We start from the raw sequence: 17,232 nt of genomic DNA, 5'->3' as shown, positions 1-17,232 counted from the left end.
CCATGGACAGCGGACACCCCGCGGCGGACGCCACGCCGTCCCGTGCCGAGGACACCCCGATCGCGGTCGTCGGCATCTCCTGCCGGCTGCCCGGGGCCTCCTCCCCGGCGGCGTACTGGCGTCTGCTCACGCAGGGAGTGGACGCCGTCGTGCCCACGCCCCCCGAGCGGTGGGGCACCGGGCACGGGGGGTTCCTCGACTGGTCCGCCGTCACCGGGTTCGACGCGGCCTTCTTCGGGATCGGTCCGCGCGAGGCCCTGGCGATGGACCCCCAGCAGCGGCTGATGCTCGAACTGGGCTGGGAGGCCCTGGAGGACGCCCGCATCGTTCCCGGGCACCTCACCGGCAGCCGCACCGGTGTCTTCGTCGGCGCCATCTGGGACGACTACGCGACCCTGTTGCACCGCCAGGGCGCCGGCGCCACCAGCCGGCACTGGCTGACGGGACTCCAGCGCGGCATCATCGCCAACCGCCTGTCCTACCGCCTGGGCCTGCGCGGACCGAGCCTGACGGTCGACTCGGCGCAGTCCTCCTCGCTGGTCGCCGTGCACCTGGCCTGCGAGAGCCTGCGCCGCGGCGAGAGCGAACTCGCCCTGGCCGGCGGGGTCAATCTGGCCCTGGCCGCGGAGAGCACCGCCGCCTCCGAGGCGATGGGCGCCCTGTCCCCGGACGGACGCGTCCGTACCTTCGACGCCCGCGCCAACGGCTACGTACGCGGTGAGGGCGGCGCCCTCGTCGTCCTCAAACCCCTCGGACGGGCCCTCGCCGACGGCGACCAGGTCGTGTGCGTGATCCGCGGCAGCGCGACCAACAACGACGGCGGCGGCGACAGCCTGACCGCCCCCGACCCCCGCGCCCAGGAAGAGGTCGTCCGGCAGGCCCACGCACGCGCCGGCACCCGCCCCGACGACATCCAGTACGTCGAACTCCACGGCACCGGAACACCCGTCGGCGACCCGGTCGAGGCCACCGCGCTCGGCGCCGCCCTGGGCCGGCCCCGCACCCCGGACACCCCCGCGCTGCGCGTCGGATCCGTCAAGACGAACATCGGCCACCTGGAAGGCGCCGCGGGCATCGCCGGGCTGGTCAAGGTGGCCCTCAGCCTGAAGCACCGGCAGCTCCCGCCGACCCTCCACCACGAGACCCCGAACCCCCGCATCCCGCTGGACGAGCTGAACCTGCGCGTCCAGACCGAGCTGACACCCTGGCCGGACGAACGGCGCGACCTCGTGGCGGGCGTCAGCTCCTTCGGCGTGGGCGGCAGCAACTGCCACGTGGTGCTCGCCGAGGCCCCGCCCGCCGCCCGCCCCGCACCGGAGCCGGAGCCGGCGCCGCAGCAGCCCGCACCGCCGCAGCCCGCGCCCGGACCGCGCGAGACCGCCACCGTGCCCTGGGTCCTGTCGGCGCACACCGGTGAGGCGCTGCGCGAACAGGCCGCGCGCCTCGCCGACTTCCTGACGGACCGGTCCGGCCCCGCCCCGGCCGACGTGGGCCACTCCCTGGTCACCACCCGGTCGTCGTTCGAGCACCGCGCGGTCGTCGTGGGCACCGGCACCGAGGAACTCCTCGCCGGACTCACCGCCGTACGCGAGGGCCGGTCGGCCAGGAACGCCGTCGTCTCCACCGGGCCGGCCGTCCGCGGCCGGACCGTCCTCGTCTTCCCCGGCCAGGGCTCCCAGTGGGCCGGGATGGGACGACGGCTGCTCACCGGCAGCGAACCCTTCGCCCGGCGGATCGCCGCGTGCGAACAGGCCCTCTCCCCGTTCGTCGACTGGTCCCTGACCGAGGTGCTGCGGGAGACCCCCGGCGCGCCCTCACTGGAGCGGGTCGACGTCGTACAGCCCGTGCTGTGGGCGGTCATGGTGTCCCTCGCGGAGGTGTGGCGGGCCCACGGAGTGACCCCCGACGCGGTCGTGGGCCACTCCCAGGGCGAGATCGCCGCCGCCCAGGTGGCCGGCGTGCTGACGCTGTGCGACGCAGCGAAGATCGTCGCCCTGCGCTCCCGCGCCCTCGCCCGGCTCGCCGGCACCGGCGGCATGGTCTCCGTACCGCTGCCCGTCGCCGAGGTCGCCGACCGCATCGCCCCCTGGAGCGACCGGCTCGCCGTCGCCGCCGTCAACGGTCCGTCCTCCACCGTGCTGGCGGGCGAGAGCGCCGTACTCGACCGGCTGCTGACCACGTACCAGGCCGAGGACGTACGGGCCCGGCGCATCGACGTCGACTACGCCTCCCACTCGCCGGGTGTCGAGGCCGTACGGGAGGAACTCCTGGACGCCCTCGCCGACATCGCCCCACGGCCCGCCGACGGCACCGCGTTCTACTCCACCGTGACCGCGGAGCGCGTCGAGGACACCACGCGGCTGGGCGCCGAGTACTGGTACCACAACCTGCGCCGGACCGTCCGCTTCGAGGAGACCGTCCGCGCGCTCCTCGCCGACGGCCACCGGCTGTTCGTGGAGTCCAGCCCGCACCCCGTGCTCGCCGTCGGCGTCCAGGAGACCATCGACCTGACCACCACCCCGGACGACCCGGCGGTGACGGTCGGCACCCTCCGCCGCGGCCAGGGCGACCCGGTCCGGCTGCTGACCTCGTTCGCCCAGGCCCACGTGGCCGGGGCGGACGTGGACTGGACACCGGTGTTCGGGGGAGCCCGGGCGGTGGACCTGCCGACGTACGGCTTCCGGCGGCGGGCGTACTGGCTGCCGGACGAGACGCCCGCCGACCGCGCGACCGGCACCCCGTCCGCGGACGGGACGCCGTCCGCCGCGTCGCCGCGGTCGCCGGCGCAGCGGCCGGCCGCTGCGACCGAACCGGAGCGGGAGGCCCTGCTGCTGGAACTGGTCCAGGAAGAGACCGCCGCCGTGCTGGGCCACGACACCGCCGCCGCGGTCGACACCCGGCAGGACTTCAAGGCGCTCGGCTTCGACTCCGTCGCCGCGGTCGAGCTGCGCAACCGCCTGAGCGCCGCGACCGGCCTGCGCCTGCCCGCCACCGCCGTCTTCGCCCACCCCACCCCGCACGCCCTCGCCGCCCACCTCCGGGCCGCACTGCTCGGCACCGCCCCGGCCGTGGCGCCCGCCGCCGAACCGGTCCCCGCCTCCGCCGGCGACCCCGTGGCCATCGTGGGCATGGCCTGCCGCTTCCCGGGCGGCGTCGAGGGCCCCGACGACCTGTGGCGGCTGGTCGCCGACGGCCGGGACGCGATCACGCCGTTCCCGGACAACCGGGGCTGGGACCTCGACAGCCTCTACCACCCCGACCCCGCGCACCCGGGCACCTCGTACACCCGGCACGGCGGATTCCTCCACGACGCCGACCGGTTCGACGCCGAGTTCTTCGGCATGTCCCCGCGCGAGGCCCGGGCGACCGACCCCCAGCAGCGGCTCCTCCTCGAAACGGCCTGGGAGGCGTTCGAACGGGCCGGGATCGACCCCGCCGCCCTGCGCGGCAGCCGCACCGGTGTCTTCACCGGCCTCATGGCGTCCGACTACGGACCCCGCCTGCACGAGGCCGGGGACGGCACCGACGGGCACCTGCTCACCGGCACCGCCGGGAGCGTGGCCTCCGGCCGGCTGGCCTACGTCTTCGGTCTCGAAGGCCCCGCGGTCTCCGTCGACACGGCCTGCTCGTCCTCACTCGTCGCGCTCCACCTGGCCGTACAGGCGCTGCGTCAGGGGGAGTGCTCGCTGGCCCTGGCGGGCGGGGTGACCGTGATGCCGAACCCCGGCACGTTCGTGGAGTTCTCCCGGCAGCGGGGGCTGTCGCCGGACGGGCGCTGCAAGGCCTTTTCGGCCGCCGCCGACGGCACCGGCTGGGGCGAGGGCGTCGGCGTCCTGCTCGTGGAGCGGCTGTCGGACGCCCGGCGCAACGGGCACCGCGTGCTCGCCGTGGTCCGCGGCTCCGCCATCAACCAGGACGGCGCGAGCAACGGCCTGACCGCGCCGAGCGGCCCCGCCCAGGAACGCGTCATCCGTCAGGCCCTCGCCGGTGCCGGGCTGACCGCCGCCGACGTGGACGCCGTCGAGGCCCACGGCACCGGCACCCGGCTCGGCGACCCCATCGAAGCCGAGGCGGTCCTCGCCACCTACGGCAGGGAACGCCCGGCCGGGCGGCCCGTGCTGCTCGGCTCGGTCAAGTCGAACATCGGCCACCCGCAGGCCGCCGCGGGCGTGGCCGGCGTCATCAAGATGGTGATGGCGATGCGGCACGGCGTGCTCCCGCGAACGCTGCACGTCGCCGAGCCGTCACCCCACGTGGACTGGTCGGCGGGCGCGGTCGCGCTGCTGACCGGGAACACCCCCTGGCTGAAGACGGACGGACCGCGCAGGGCGGCCGTGTCCTCGTTCGGGATCAGCGGCACCAACGCGCACGTGATCCTTGAGGAGCCGGAGGAGGAACCGGAGTCCAGCGCGGCGGGGGAGGCCGGGGGGCTCGGGGACTCCACGGGGCCCGGGGGGCCTGGGGACCTCGTGGGGGCTGTGGCGTCGGCGGAACCCCTGGAGACGCTGCCGCTCGTGCTGTCGGCCAAGCACCCCGACGCCCTGCGCGAGCTGGCGTTGCGGCTCTCCCGGCACCTGACGGCCGAACACCCGCCGCGTCCGGTGGACGTGGCCTACACCCTGGCCACGGCCCGGTCGCTGTTCGAGCACCGGGCCGTGGTGCTGGGCAGCAGCCGCGAGGACCTCCTCGCGGGCCTGGCCGCCGTCGCCGACGGCGCGCAGGGCGTGGTGGCGCGGGGGACGGACGAGGGCGCCGGTGCCGTACCCGGGCTGGTGGCGTCCGCCGCGGAGGACGTCGTCCAGGGCGTCGGCGTGGACTGGGACGTCCTGTTCGCCGGCAGCGGCGCGCGCCCGGCCGAGCTGCCCGTCTACCCCTTCCGCAAGGAACGGCACTGGCTCGACACCCCCGCCCCCCGCGCCGGCGCCCCCGCGTCTGCCGCGCCGGACGCGGAACGACGGTTCTGGGCAGCGGTGGAGCAGGGGGACCCCCAGGCACTCGCGGAGGAACTCGGGCTCCACGTTCCCGGCACCTCCGGTGACTCCGGCGCTTCCGGCGGCCTTGGCGACGGCGGTACGCCCACCGGCTCCGGTACGCCCACCGGCTCCGGTACGTCCGCCGGCCCCGGTACGCTCGTCGGTCCCGTCGGTCCCGTCGGTCCCGTCGGTCCCGTCGACCCCGGTACGCCCGCCGGTCCCGGCGCCCCCACTGCCCCCGCCACCCCCGATGTGACCGCCTTGACCGCCGCCCTCCCCCTGCTGTCCCGTTGGTACAGCCGGCGGCAGGCCGATGGTGTCGTGGACGGGCTGCGGTACCGGATCGGCTGGCGGCGGCTCGGGCCCGCTCCGGCCGCCGTGGTCCGCGGGACCTGGCTCGTGGTGCTGCCCGATGGGACCCCGCCCGGTCCGTGGGCCGAGGCGGCCGCGCGGGCCCTCACCGCCCACGGCGCCGACGTACGGGAGGTCCGTCTCACCCCCGGCGCCGACCGTGCGGACGTCGGGAGGCTGCTCCGGCCGCATGTGGAGGCGGACGAGGCGGCCGGGATCCTGCTGCTGCCGGCGTCCGCGCCGGGGCGTTCCGCCGGGCATCCGCACGTGCCGGCCGGGCCGGCCCGCCTCCTCGCCGTCGTCCAGGCCCTCGGAGATCTGGAGGTGGCCGCCCCTCTCTGGTGCGCCACCACGGGAGCCGTCGGCACCGGCCCCGACGACCCCGTGCGCGACGCCGAGCAGGCCCAGCTGTGGGGACTGGGGCGGATCGCCGCGCTGGAGCACCCCGAGCGGTGGGGCGGCCTCCTCGACCTGCCCGAACACTCCGACGACGCCTCGGCCGAGCATCTGGGCCGTGTGCTCGCCGGTGCCGTGGGCGCCGAGGACCAGGTGGCGGTACGGCCGTACGGCGTACTGGCCCGCCGCCTGGAGCACGCCCCGGTCCGGGCCGCCGCCCGCCGGCCCTGGCGGACCCGCGGTACCGCGCTGATCACCGGGGGCACGGGCGCGCTGGGCGGCCAGGTCGCGCGGTGGCTGGCCGCGTCCGGTGCCGAGCACCTGCTGCTGGTGAGCCGGAGCGGCGAACGGGCGGCGGGCGCCGGGGAGTTGCGTGCCGAACTGCAGGCGCTCGGAGCGCGCGTCACGTTCGCCGCGTGCGACGCCGCCGACCGCGACGCCCTCGGCGCCGTACTCGCCGCGATACCGGAGGATTTCCCCCTCACCACCGTGGTGCACGCCGCCGGGCAGCTCGACGACGCCCTGCTCGACACGCTGACCCCGGCCCAGCTGGGGCGGGCGCTCGGCGCCAAGGCGACGGCGGCCCGCAACCTGGACGAGCTGACCCGGGACCGGGACCTGACCGCGTTCGTCCTCTTCTCCTCCGTGGCCGCCACCTGGGGCCTGCCCGGACAGGGCGGATACGCCCCCGGCAACGCCTTCCTCGACGCCCTCGCCGAACGCCGGCGGGCCGAGGGCCTGCCCGCCACCTCCCTCGCCTGGGGCGCCTGGGACGGCCCCGGAATGGCCGAGGGCACCGCCGTGGCCCGGGAGTTCGCGCGGATCGGCCTGGGACGGCTCCGGCCCCGGGAAGGCCTGGACGCGCTGGGCCGGGCCCTCGCGGGCGAGGACGTCTGCGTCACCGTGGCACGGGTCGACTGGGACACCTTCCTGCCCGCCGCCGCGGCGGCCCGTCCGCGCCCCCTGTTCGACACGCTCCCCGAGGCCCGCCGGACGGCCGCCGCACCCCGGCAGCCCTCCGCCGCCGACCTGGTACGGCGGTTGGCCGGTCTCGGCGCGGCGGAGCGCGAGGAGGAGGTGGCCGCCGTCGTCCGCCGGACCGTCGCCGCCGTGCTCGGCTTCGACTCCACGCGGCGGATCCGCGACCGGCGCACCTTCCACGAACTCGGCCTGACCTCCCTCACGGCGGTGGACCTGCGCAACCGGCTGGGCGCCGCCACCGGGCTGAGGCTGCCGACGACCCTCGTCTTCGACCACCCCACCCCCCAGGCCGTCACCCGGTTCGTCCTCGGCCTGCTCGCCGGCGAGGACGGCACCGGCCAGGACGGCACCAGCCAAACCGGCACCACCCCGGACCGTTCCCCGCGCCCGGCCGACCCCGCCGAGCCGATCGCCATCGTCGGCATGGCCTGCCGGTACCCGGGCGCGGTGACCTCGCCCGAGGAACTGTGGGAGCTCGTCGCGTCCGGAGGCGACGCGATCGGCGGGATGCCGCGCGACCGGGGCTGGGACCCGGACCGGCTCTTCCACCCGGAACCGGGCCGGCCCGGCACGACGTACACCCGCAGCGGTGGATTCCTGTACGACGCCGCCGACTTCGACGCCGAGTTCTTCGGCATCAGCCCGCGCGAGGCGCTCGCCACGGACCCCCAGCAGCGTCTGCTGCTGGAGACCGGCTGGGAGGCCGTCGAGCGGGCCGGGATCGACCCGGCCGCCCTGCGCGGCACCGACACCGGCGTCTACGTCGGCGCGTCCGCCGGCGAGTACGGCCCGCGCCTGGCCGACCCGGCCGGCGGCGCCGACGGCTACGCCCTCACCGGCGGCGCCGCCAGCGTGATCTCCGGCCGGGTCGCCTACACGCTCGGACTCGAAGGCCCCGCGGTCTCCGTCGACACGGCCTGCTCCTCCTCACTCGTCGCGCTCCATCTGGCCGCGCAGGCACTGCGCCAGGGGGAGTGCTCGCTCGCCCTGGCGGGCGGCGTCACGGTCATGTCCGGCCCCGGGGTGTTCCTGGAGTTCTCCCGGCAGCGGGGACTGTCGCCGGACGGGCGCTGCAAGGCGTTCGCGGCCGCCGCCGACGGCACCGGCTGGGCCGAGGGCGTCGGCGTGCTGGTCCTGGAACGGCTGTCGGACGCCCGGCGCAACGGGCACCGCGTGCTCGCCGTGGTCCGCGGCTCCGCGATCAACCAGGACGGCGCGAGCAACGGCCTGACCGCGCCCAACGGCCCCTCCCAGGAACGCGTCATCCGTCAAGCCCTCGCCGGTGCCGGGCTGACCGCCGCCGACGTGGACGCCGTCGAGGCCCACGGCACCGGCACCCGGCTCGGCGACCCCATCGAGGCGCAGGCGATCCTCGCGACCTACGGCCGCGGCCGCAACCCCGCGCGGCCCGTCCGGCTCGGCTCGCTGAAGTCCAACATCGGACACTCCCAGGCCGCCGCCGGTGTCGCGGGCGTCATCAAGATGGTGATGGCGATGCGGCACGGCGTGCTCCCGCGAACGCTGCACGTCGACGAGCCGACACCGCACGTGGACTGGTCGGCCGGCGCGGTCGCCCTGCTGACCGGGAACACCCCCTGGGAGAAGACGGACGGACCGCGCAGGGCGGCCGTGTCCTCCTTCGGCATGAGCGGCACCAACGCCCACGTCATCCTCGAAGAGCCCGGCCCCCGGCCCGCCGACCCCCCGTCCCCCGCGCCCTCCGGCGGCCCGGACACCGTCCCCTGGACGCTCTCCGCACGCACCCCCGGCGCGCTGCGCGCCCTGGCCGCCCGGCTGACGCACGCCGTGACACGCAGCCCCGGCGCAGCGGACCCGCTCGCCGTCGCCCGCGCCCTCGCCACCACCCGCTCGGCGTTCGAGTACCGGGCCGTGGTCCTCGGCAGCAGCCGTGAGGACCTCCTCGCGGGCCTGACCGACGTCGCCGCCGGCGCCCAGGGCGTGGTGGCGCCGGCCGCCGAGGGCGGCGTGCCCGCACCCGGGCCGGTGGCGGAGGCCGCCGCGGACTTCGCCCGGGGCGGCGAGGTGGACTGGACGGCGGTCCTCGGCCGCGCCGACGGACCGCCGGCGGAACTGCCCACCTACCCCTTCCAGCACAAGCGGTACTGGCTGGACGCCCCCGTCGCCCCGGCCGCACCCGGCGCCGGCCGGCCGCTGGACCACCCGCTGCTCTCCTCGGTCGTCCACCTGGCGGGCACCGGTGACCACGTGTTCACCGGCCGCCTCGCCGACCGGGCGCAGCCGTGGCTGGAGGACCACCAGGTCGCCGGAACCGTACTGCTGCCGGGCACCGCCTTCGTCGAACTCGCGCTGCGCGCCGGCACCCACCTCGGCTGCGAGACCCTGCACGAACTCAGCCTGACGGCCCCGCTCCTCGCCCCGCCCTCCGCCGGCATCGCGCTCCAGGTGTCCGTCGGGACCCCCGACGAGACGGGCCGCCGCCCCGTGCGGATCTTCTCCCGGCCCGAGGACGCGGACGCCGACCAGCCCTGGACCCGGCACGCCGACGGTGTGCTCGGCACCGCGACGGAGCCCGGCGACGGGACGGCAGACCTCGGCGCGTGGCCGCCGCCCGGCGCGTCCCCCGTCGACGTCGGCGACCTCTACGAGCGGCTGACCCGCCGCGGCTACGGCTACGGCCCCGCGTTCCAGGGCCTGTTGCGGGCCTGGCGGCACGGCGGGGACGTCCTCGCCGAGGTGGCCCTGGCCGACACCGAGGCGGCCGAGGCCGACCGCTACGGGCTGCACCCCGCCCTGCTCGACGCCGCCCTGCACACCATCGGCCTCACGGCCGGCGAGACCGACGACGCCCCGGCCGTGCTGCCGTTCGCCTGGCAGGAGGTGTCCGTCACGGCCCGCGGACCCGCCGCCCTGCGGGTACGGCTGGCGATGACCGGACCGGCGCGGGCCGCGCTGACCGCGTACGACGAGGAGGGGCGCCCCGCGGCGGCCATCGGCTCCGTCGTCCTGCGCCCCGTACCCGACGAGCCGACGGCCGGCCGGCCCGCCGGGGCGACGGCGCTGTACCGCCTGGACTGGCCGGCCGTCCCTCTCGCCCCCACACCCGACGGGGACGCCGTACCCCGCCCGGCACTGCTCGCCCCGGACGCCACCCCCCTCCCCACGGCCCCGGCCACCGGCACGCCGACACCCCGCTACCCCGACCTCACCGCCCTGCGCACCGCGATCGCCGCGGGCGATCCGGTCCCGGACCTCGTCCTGGTCGGCGTGGCACCCGAGGGCGCAGGAGCCGAGGGGCTTGGCGGGGTCGCGCCGGACGCCGCCCGCGCCGAGGTCCTCCCGGGTGTCGCCCCGCACCCCGCCCCCGCCGAACCCCTCCCCGGCCTCGCCCAGGCGTTCCCCGGTGCGGCGGCCGAGGCGGTCGCCCGTGTCCTCCGGCTCGTCCAGGAGTGGCTCGCCGACGACCGGCTGGGCAGCGCCCGGCTGGTGCTGGTGACCCGGTCGGCCGTGGCGGTGTCCGCGGCCGAGCCGGCCGACCCCGCCGGGGCCGCCGTCTGGGGGCTGCTGCGCTCAGCGCAGACCGAGCACCCGGGGCGCTTCGTGCTCGCCGACGTGGACGGCACCGAGGCCTCGGCACGCGCCCTGGTGTCCGCGGCGTCCGGCGACGAGCCCCAACTGGCCCTGCGGAACGGCACCCCGCACGTGCCCCGCCTGGTCCGGCACACCGCGCCGACGCGGCCGGCCGTTCCGGTGTTCGACCCGCACGGTACCGTCCTCGTCACCGGCGGCACGGGCCTGCTGGGCCGGCTCGTCGCCCGCCACCTGGTGACCGAGCACGGCGTACGCCACCTGCTGCTGGTCAGCCGGAGCGGTGAGAACGCCCCCGGCGTCGGGGAACTGCGGGCCGAACTCACCGGGCACGGCGCCCGGGTGACCGTGGCCGCGTGCGACCTGGCCGACGGCGACGCCCTGGCGGCGCTGTGGTCGGCGCTCCCGGCCGAGCACCCGCTGACGGCCGTGGTGCACGCCGCCGGTGTGCTGGACGACGGCCCGGTCGGATCGCTGACGCCCGAGCGTCTGCACCGCGTGCTGCGCCCGAAGGCCGACGCGGCCTGGCGGCTGCACGAGCTGACCCGCGGCCTCGACCTGTCCGCCTTCGTGCTGTTCTCCTCCGCCGCCGGGGTGCTCGGCTCGGCCGGGCAGGGCAACTACGCCGCGGCCAACGCCTTCCTCGACGCCCTCGCCGCCCACCGCCGGGCCCAGGGCCTGCCCGCCACCTCACTGGCCTGGGGGCTGTGGGAGGAGCGCAGCGAACTGACCGCCGCGCTCGACGGCACCGGTCTGCGGCGCCTCGCACGGACCGGGGTCCGGCCGCTGACGACCGAGGACGGGCTCGCGCTCCTCGACGCGGCACTGGCCGCCGACGAGCCCGCCCTGGTACCGGTGCACCTGGACCGCGACTCCGGTCAGACAGCGGCCGGCCCGGTACCGGCACCGCTGCGCGCGCTGCCGCGCCCCGCCGAGGCCGCCCGCCCGCGCCGCTCCCGGCGTACGGCCGCCCCGGCCGGCGCGCTCGCCGAGCGGGTGCGCGCGATGACCGGCACCGAGCGCCTGCGTGTCCTGGCCGGCCTGGTGCGCGAGGAGTCCGCCGCCGTGCTCGGTCTGGACCCGATGGACGACACGCACGACACACGGGCCTTCGCCGACCTGGGGATGGACTCCCTCACCGGGCTCGAACTGCGCAACAGGCTGGCCGCGCTGACCGGGCTCACCCTCCCCGCCGGGCTGGTGTTCGACCAGCCCACGCCGGGCGAGCTGGCCGGGTGGCTGGCGGCCGAACTCCTCGGCTCCGACGCCCCCGAACCCGGCCCGGCCCGGCAGCCCACCCGGGCCGCCGACGACGAGCCCATCGCGATCGTCGCCATGGCCTGCCGCTACCCCGGCACCCCCGGCACCGGTGACATCACCACCCCCGACGCCCTCTGGGCGCTGGTGGCGGCCGGAGCCGACACCGTCGGCGACATGCCGCACGACCGGGGCTGGAACGTGGCGGAGCTGTACGACCCCGAGCCGGGCCGCCCGGGCCGGACCTACACCCGCCGGGGCGCCTTCCTGCGCGGCGCCGCCGACTTCGACGCCGACTTCTTCGGCATCAACCCGCGCGAGGCCCTCGCCATGGACCCGCAGCAGCGACTGCTCCTCCAGGCCGGCTGGGAGGCCGTCGAACGGGCCGGCATCGACCCGGCCGCCCTGCGCGGCACCCGGAGCGGGGTCTTCGCCGGGGTGATGTACCACGACTACGGCTCCTGGGCGCGCCGCGTGCCCGAGGAGGTCGCCGGGTACCTCGGTTCCGGCACGGCGGGCAGCGTGGCGTCGGGCCGGGTGGCGTACACCCTGGGCCTCGAAGGCCCCGCCGTGTCCGTCGACACCGCCTGCTCCTCCTCGCTGGTGGCGCTGCACCTGGCGGTGCAGTCCCTGCGCTCGGGCGAGAGCGACCTGGCGCTGGCCGGGGGCGTGACGGTGATGTCGACGCCCACGCCCTTCATCGAGTTCTCCCGTCAGCGCGGGCTCGCCGCCGACGGGCGCTGCAAGCCGTTCGCCGCCGCCGCCGACGGCACCGGCTGGGGCGAGGGCGTCGGTGTCCTCCTCCTGGAACGGCTGTCGGACGCCCACGCCCACGGCCACCCCGTGCTCGCCGTGGTCCGCGGCACCGCCGTCAACCAGGACGGCGCCAGCAACGGGCTGACCGCGCCCAACGGCCCCTCCCAGGAGCGGGTGATCCGCCAGGCGCTCGCCGCCGCCGGGCTGACCGCCACCGACGTGGACGCCGTCGAGGCGCACGGCACCGGCACCTCGCTCGGCGACCCGATCGAGGCCGAGGCGCTCCTCGCGGTCTACGGCGAGGGCCGCCCGCCGGAGCAGCCCCTGCTCCTCGGGTCGGTCAAGTCCAACCTCGGCCACACCCAGGCAGCCGCGGGTGTCGCCGGCGTCATCAAGACGGTGATGGCGATGCGGCACGGCGCCCTGCCGAAGACCCTGCACCTCGACGAGCCGACCCCGCACGTCGACTGGTCCTCCGGCGCGGTGCGGCTGCTCGACGAGAGCGTGCCCTGGCCGGCGACGGGCCGGCCCCGGCGGGCCGGTGTCTCCTCCTTCGGCATCAGCGGCACCAACGCCCACGTCATCCTCGAACAGGCCCCGCCGGAACCGGCCGCCGCCCGGCGCCCGCAGGCCCCGCAGGCCCCCCGGAGCCCGCAGCTCCCGCTGCCCCCACGGCTCACGGGGCTGCCGGCCGGCGGCGAGACCGTGCCCTGGCTGCTGTCGGCCCGCAGCGCCGAGGGACTGCGCGCCCAGGCCGAGCGGCTGCGGCAGCGCCTGGCCGAGCGCCCCGACCTGCGACCGGTCGACGTCGGCTACTCGCTGGCCACCGGCCGCACCGCCTTCGAGCACCGGGCGGCACTCGTCGGCGCCGGCCGCGAGGACCTCCTGGACCGGCTGGACGAGCTGTGCTCCGGGGACAGCGGGGACGGCCCGGCGCAGGGCCGTACCGCCGGCGGCCGACTGGCCTTCCTGTTCGCGGGACAGGGCAGCCAGCGCCTCGGCATGGGCCGTCGGCTGCGCGCCCGGTACCCCGTCTTCGCCGAGGCGTTCGACGCGGTCTGCGCGGAGCTGGACCGCCACCTGGCGCGACCGCTGCGCGAGGTCGTCGACGCGGAGGACGACACGGAGGAGTCGGCGCTGCTCGACACCACCGAGTACACCCAGCCTGCCCTGTTCGCGGTCGAGGTGGCCCTGTTCCGGCTGCTCGACCACTGGGGCGTCCGCCCCGACGTGCTGGCCGGGCACTCCGTCGGCGAACTGGCCGCCGCCCACGTCGCCGGCGTGCTGAGCCTGCCCGACGCGGCCGCGCTGGTGGCCGCCCGGGGCCGGCTCATGCAGTCCCTGCCGCCGGGCGGGGCGATGGTCGCGGTGGGCGCTCCCGAACAGGAGGTCCTGCCGCTGCTCACCGAGCACGTCGCGATCGCCGCCGTCAACGGCCCGGCCGCGGTGGTGCTGTCCGGGCGGACGGAGGACGTCCTCGCGGTCGCGGACCGGCTCGACGACCGCGGGCACCGGGTCACCCGGCTGCGGGTCAGCCACGCCTTCCACTCGCCCGAGATGGAGCCGATGCTCGCCGACCTGCACGCCGCGGCCAAGGGCCTGACCTTCCATCCGCCGCGGATCCCCCTCGTGTCCACGGTGACCGGGCAGCCGGCGACCGCCGAGGAGCTGACCTCACCGGCGTACTGGACCGAACAGGCACGCCGGCCCGTCCGCTTCCTCGACGCGGTACGACGACTGGTGCGCGACGGCGCGCGGACCCTGCTGGACGTCGGGCCCGACGGCTCGCTCGCCGGTCTCGCCGCGGGCGCCGGGGACCCGGCCGTGCGGGCCGTCCCCGCACTGCGCCGGGACCGGTCCGAGACGGAGACACTGGCCGACGCCCTCGGCCGGCTGTACGTGCGCGGGGTCGCGGTCGACTGGGAGGCGTACTTCGCCGGGACCGGCGCCCGACGCGTGGACCTGCCGACGTACGCCTTCCGGCCGGAGCGGTTCTGGCTGCCCGCCGCGGCGGAGCCGTCCGCCCCGGACCTCGCGCACTCCGGACTCGACGCCCCCGACCACCCGCTGCTGGGAGCCTGCGTGGAGCTCCCGGACACCGACGAACTGGTGTTCACCGGCGCGCTGTCGACCGGCACGCACCCGTGGCTGGCCGGCCACCGGGTGCGCGGCGAGGTCCTGCTGCCCGGTGCCGCCTTCGTCGAACTCGCCCGCCACGCCGGAGCAGGGCTCGGCTGCGGCCACCTCGCCGACCTGACCCTGCACACGCCCCTCGCCGTGCCCGCCCACGGGGCCGTCCAGCTGCGGGTACGGGTGAGCGGGCCCGCCGACGACGGCCGGCGCCGGCTGACGGTACACGCCCGCCGCGCCGGCGCCGCGCCCGGGGATTCGTGGACCCGGCACGCCACCGCCCTGCTGACCCGGCCCGCACCCGCCGGGGACCGTCCGCCCGCCGGCGCCTGGCCGCCGCCCGGCTCGGTACCGGTGCCGGTCGAGGGCCTGTACGACGAACTGTCCGCGTCCGGGGTGGAGTACGACGGCCCGTTCCGCGGACTGCGCGCGGCCTGGCTGCACGACGGCGACGTCCTCGCCGAGGTGGCGCTGCCGGAGAAGGCCGCACGGGACGCCGGACGGTTCGGCCTCCACCCCGCCCTGCTGGACGCGGCCCTGCACGCAGCGGCCCTGCTCGCGCCGCGCGGCACCGACGCCCCCGGCCCGCGCCTGCCGTTCGCCTGGACCGACGTGGCACCGCCCGCCGACGGCCCGGACCGACTCCGGGTACGGCTCACGGCACGAGGCGACACCCTGACGCTCCGCTTCACGGACGCGGCCGGACACCCCGCCGGCACCATCGGCTCCCTCCTGCTGCGCCCGGCCGCCACCCCGGCCGAACGGCCCCCGTCCCTCCTCGAACTGCACTGGCCCCCCGTCCCCGCCGGCCCGGCCCCGACGGGCACGAGCCCGGTGGCCCTGCTGGACGCCGTACGGGCGGACGGCCTGGCCGGTGTGCCGGGTGCCGGGGTGGCCGACGGTCCGGGCGGGATGCCGGGTGCCGGGGCGGCCGGTGGTCCGGACGCGGTGCCGGGGGGCGTGTCGGCGGAGGGGCCGGGTGCCGTGCCGGGCGCCGTACGGTACGTCGGCCTCGACGCCCTGCTGGCGGCGCTCGACGGGGGTACGGCAGCACCGGAGCTGCTCCTCGCCCCGGTTGCCACCGGGACCCCGGACGAGGACGTCACCGCACGCGCCCGGGCCGCGCTGAACACGGCCGTCGGCCTGCTGCGACGCTGGTCGGCGGAGCCACGGCTGGCCGCCACCCGCCTGGTGCTGCTGACCCGGGGCGCGGTGGCCGCCGTACCCGGTGACCCGGCGCCCGACCCGGCGACCGCCGCGGTGTGGGGCCTCGGACGCTCGGCGCAGAGCGAACACCCCGGCCGCGTCGTCCTCGTGGACACGGACGGGGACCCCGCCTCGACCGCCGTACTCCCGGCGGCCCTCCTGACCGGCGAACACCAGATCGCCCTGCGCGCCGGCACCGTCACCACCCCCCGGCTCACCCCCATCCCGAACGGGTCCGCGGCCGCCGAGTCGACGGGTGCCGCCCCCACCCCTGCCTTCGACCCCGCCGGTACCGTCCTGGTCACCGGTGGCACCGGGGGACTGGGCGCGCTGGTCGCCCGGCACCTCGTCTCCGCGCACGGCGTACGGCACCTGCTGCTGGCCGGGCGGCGCGGGGAGGCGGCGCCGGGGGCGTCCCGGCTGGCCGCCGAGTTGGCCGGGACGGGCGCCGACGTGCGCGTCGCCGCCTGTGACGTGTCCGACCGCGGCGCCCTCGCCCGGCTCCTCGACTCCGTGCCGGCCGACCGGCCCCTCACCGCCGTGGTGCACTGCGCGGCGGTGCTGGACGACGGGGTGCTGCAGTCGCTCACCCCCGAGCGCGTGGACCGGGTCCTGCGGGCGAAGGCCGACGCGGCCTGGCACCTGCACGAGCTGACCGCGGACCGGAGGCTGGACGCGTTCGTGCTCTTCTCGTCCGTCGCGGGCGTCCTGGGCGCCGCCGGACAGGGCAACTACGCCGCCGCCAACGCCTTCCTCGACGCCCTCGCCTCGCTCCGCCGCGCCCAGGGCCTGCCCGGTACGGCGCTGGCCTGGGGCTGGTGGGACGGCGCGGAGGGCATGGCGGGCGGACTCGGCGCCGCCGACCGGGCCCGGCTGGCCAGGACGGGCGTCGCCGCCTTCGCCCCCGCGGAGGCGCTCGCCCTGTTCGACACGGCCCTCGGCCGGGAGGCGGCGGTGTTCGTGCCGGTCCGCCTGGACACCGAGGTCCTGCGGGAGCGGGCCCGGCAGGGAACGCTCGCGCCGGTCCTGCGGGAGCTGGTCACCGACCCGTCACCGGCCCCCGAAAACCGGACCCCGTCGCCCGCCGACCCGGCTCCGGAGACCGCGCCGTGGCGTGCGCGGCTGCGGGACACCGGCCCCGAGCAGCGCGAGGACGTGCTGCTCACCCTGGTGCGCCGCGAGGTGGCCAAAGTCCTCGGCAGGCCGTCCCCCGCGGGCGTGGACGCCCACGACCGGTTGCTCGACCTGGGCTTCGACTCCCTCACGGCCGTGGAACTCCGCAACCGCCTCGGTGAACTGACCGGCCTGGACCTGTCCACCACGCTGGTCTTCGACCACCCGACACCCGCCCGTCTGGCCGGTCACCTGTCGGCCTCCCTGGCGGCCTCCCTGGCGGACACCGCCGGTTCCCGGCCGACCGGACCGGACCCGGCCGACGCGGTGCCGAAGCACTCCCCGGCCCCGGTGGGGGAGGACGGCGGTCTGGCCGACGCCACCACCGCCGACGAACTCCTGGCCTTCATCGACAAGAACCTCAGACGGCCATGACGGCAGCAGGCACCGACCCCAGAAGGTCCTGACCGCCCCCGACAACCCGCGACCGACCATGACACAC

1 protein-coding gene is annotated in these 17,232 nt (G+C 77.3%); it reads left to right on the top strand.

Annotated elements, in window-relative coordinates:
• Positions 1 to 2: 2 nt before the first annotated feature.
• Entirely contained in the window at positions 3 to 17,165 is a 17,163-nt protein-coding gene (locus ACZ7N4_RS16645; RefSeq protein WP_471358995.1) for an SDR family NAD(P)-dependent oxidoreductase, read from the top strand.
• Positions 17,166 to 17,232: the final 67 nt, after the last annotated feature.

Source organism: Streptomyces sp. NPDC107654 (assembly GCF_055639035.1).
This window is presented reverse-complemented; position numbering and strand designations above follow the sequence as displayed.

Excerpts from the sequence above, each read along its gene's own strand:
- ACZ7N4_RS16645 (WP_471358995.1), top strand. The coding sequence starts at position 3 with ATGGACAGCGGACACCCCGCGGCGGACGCCACGCCGTCCCGTGCCGAG.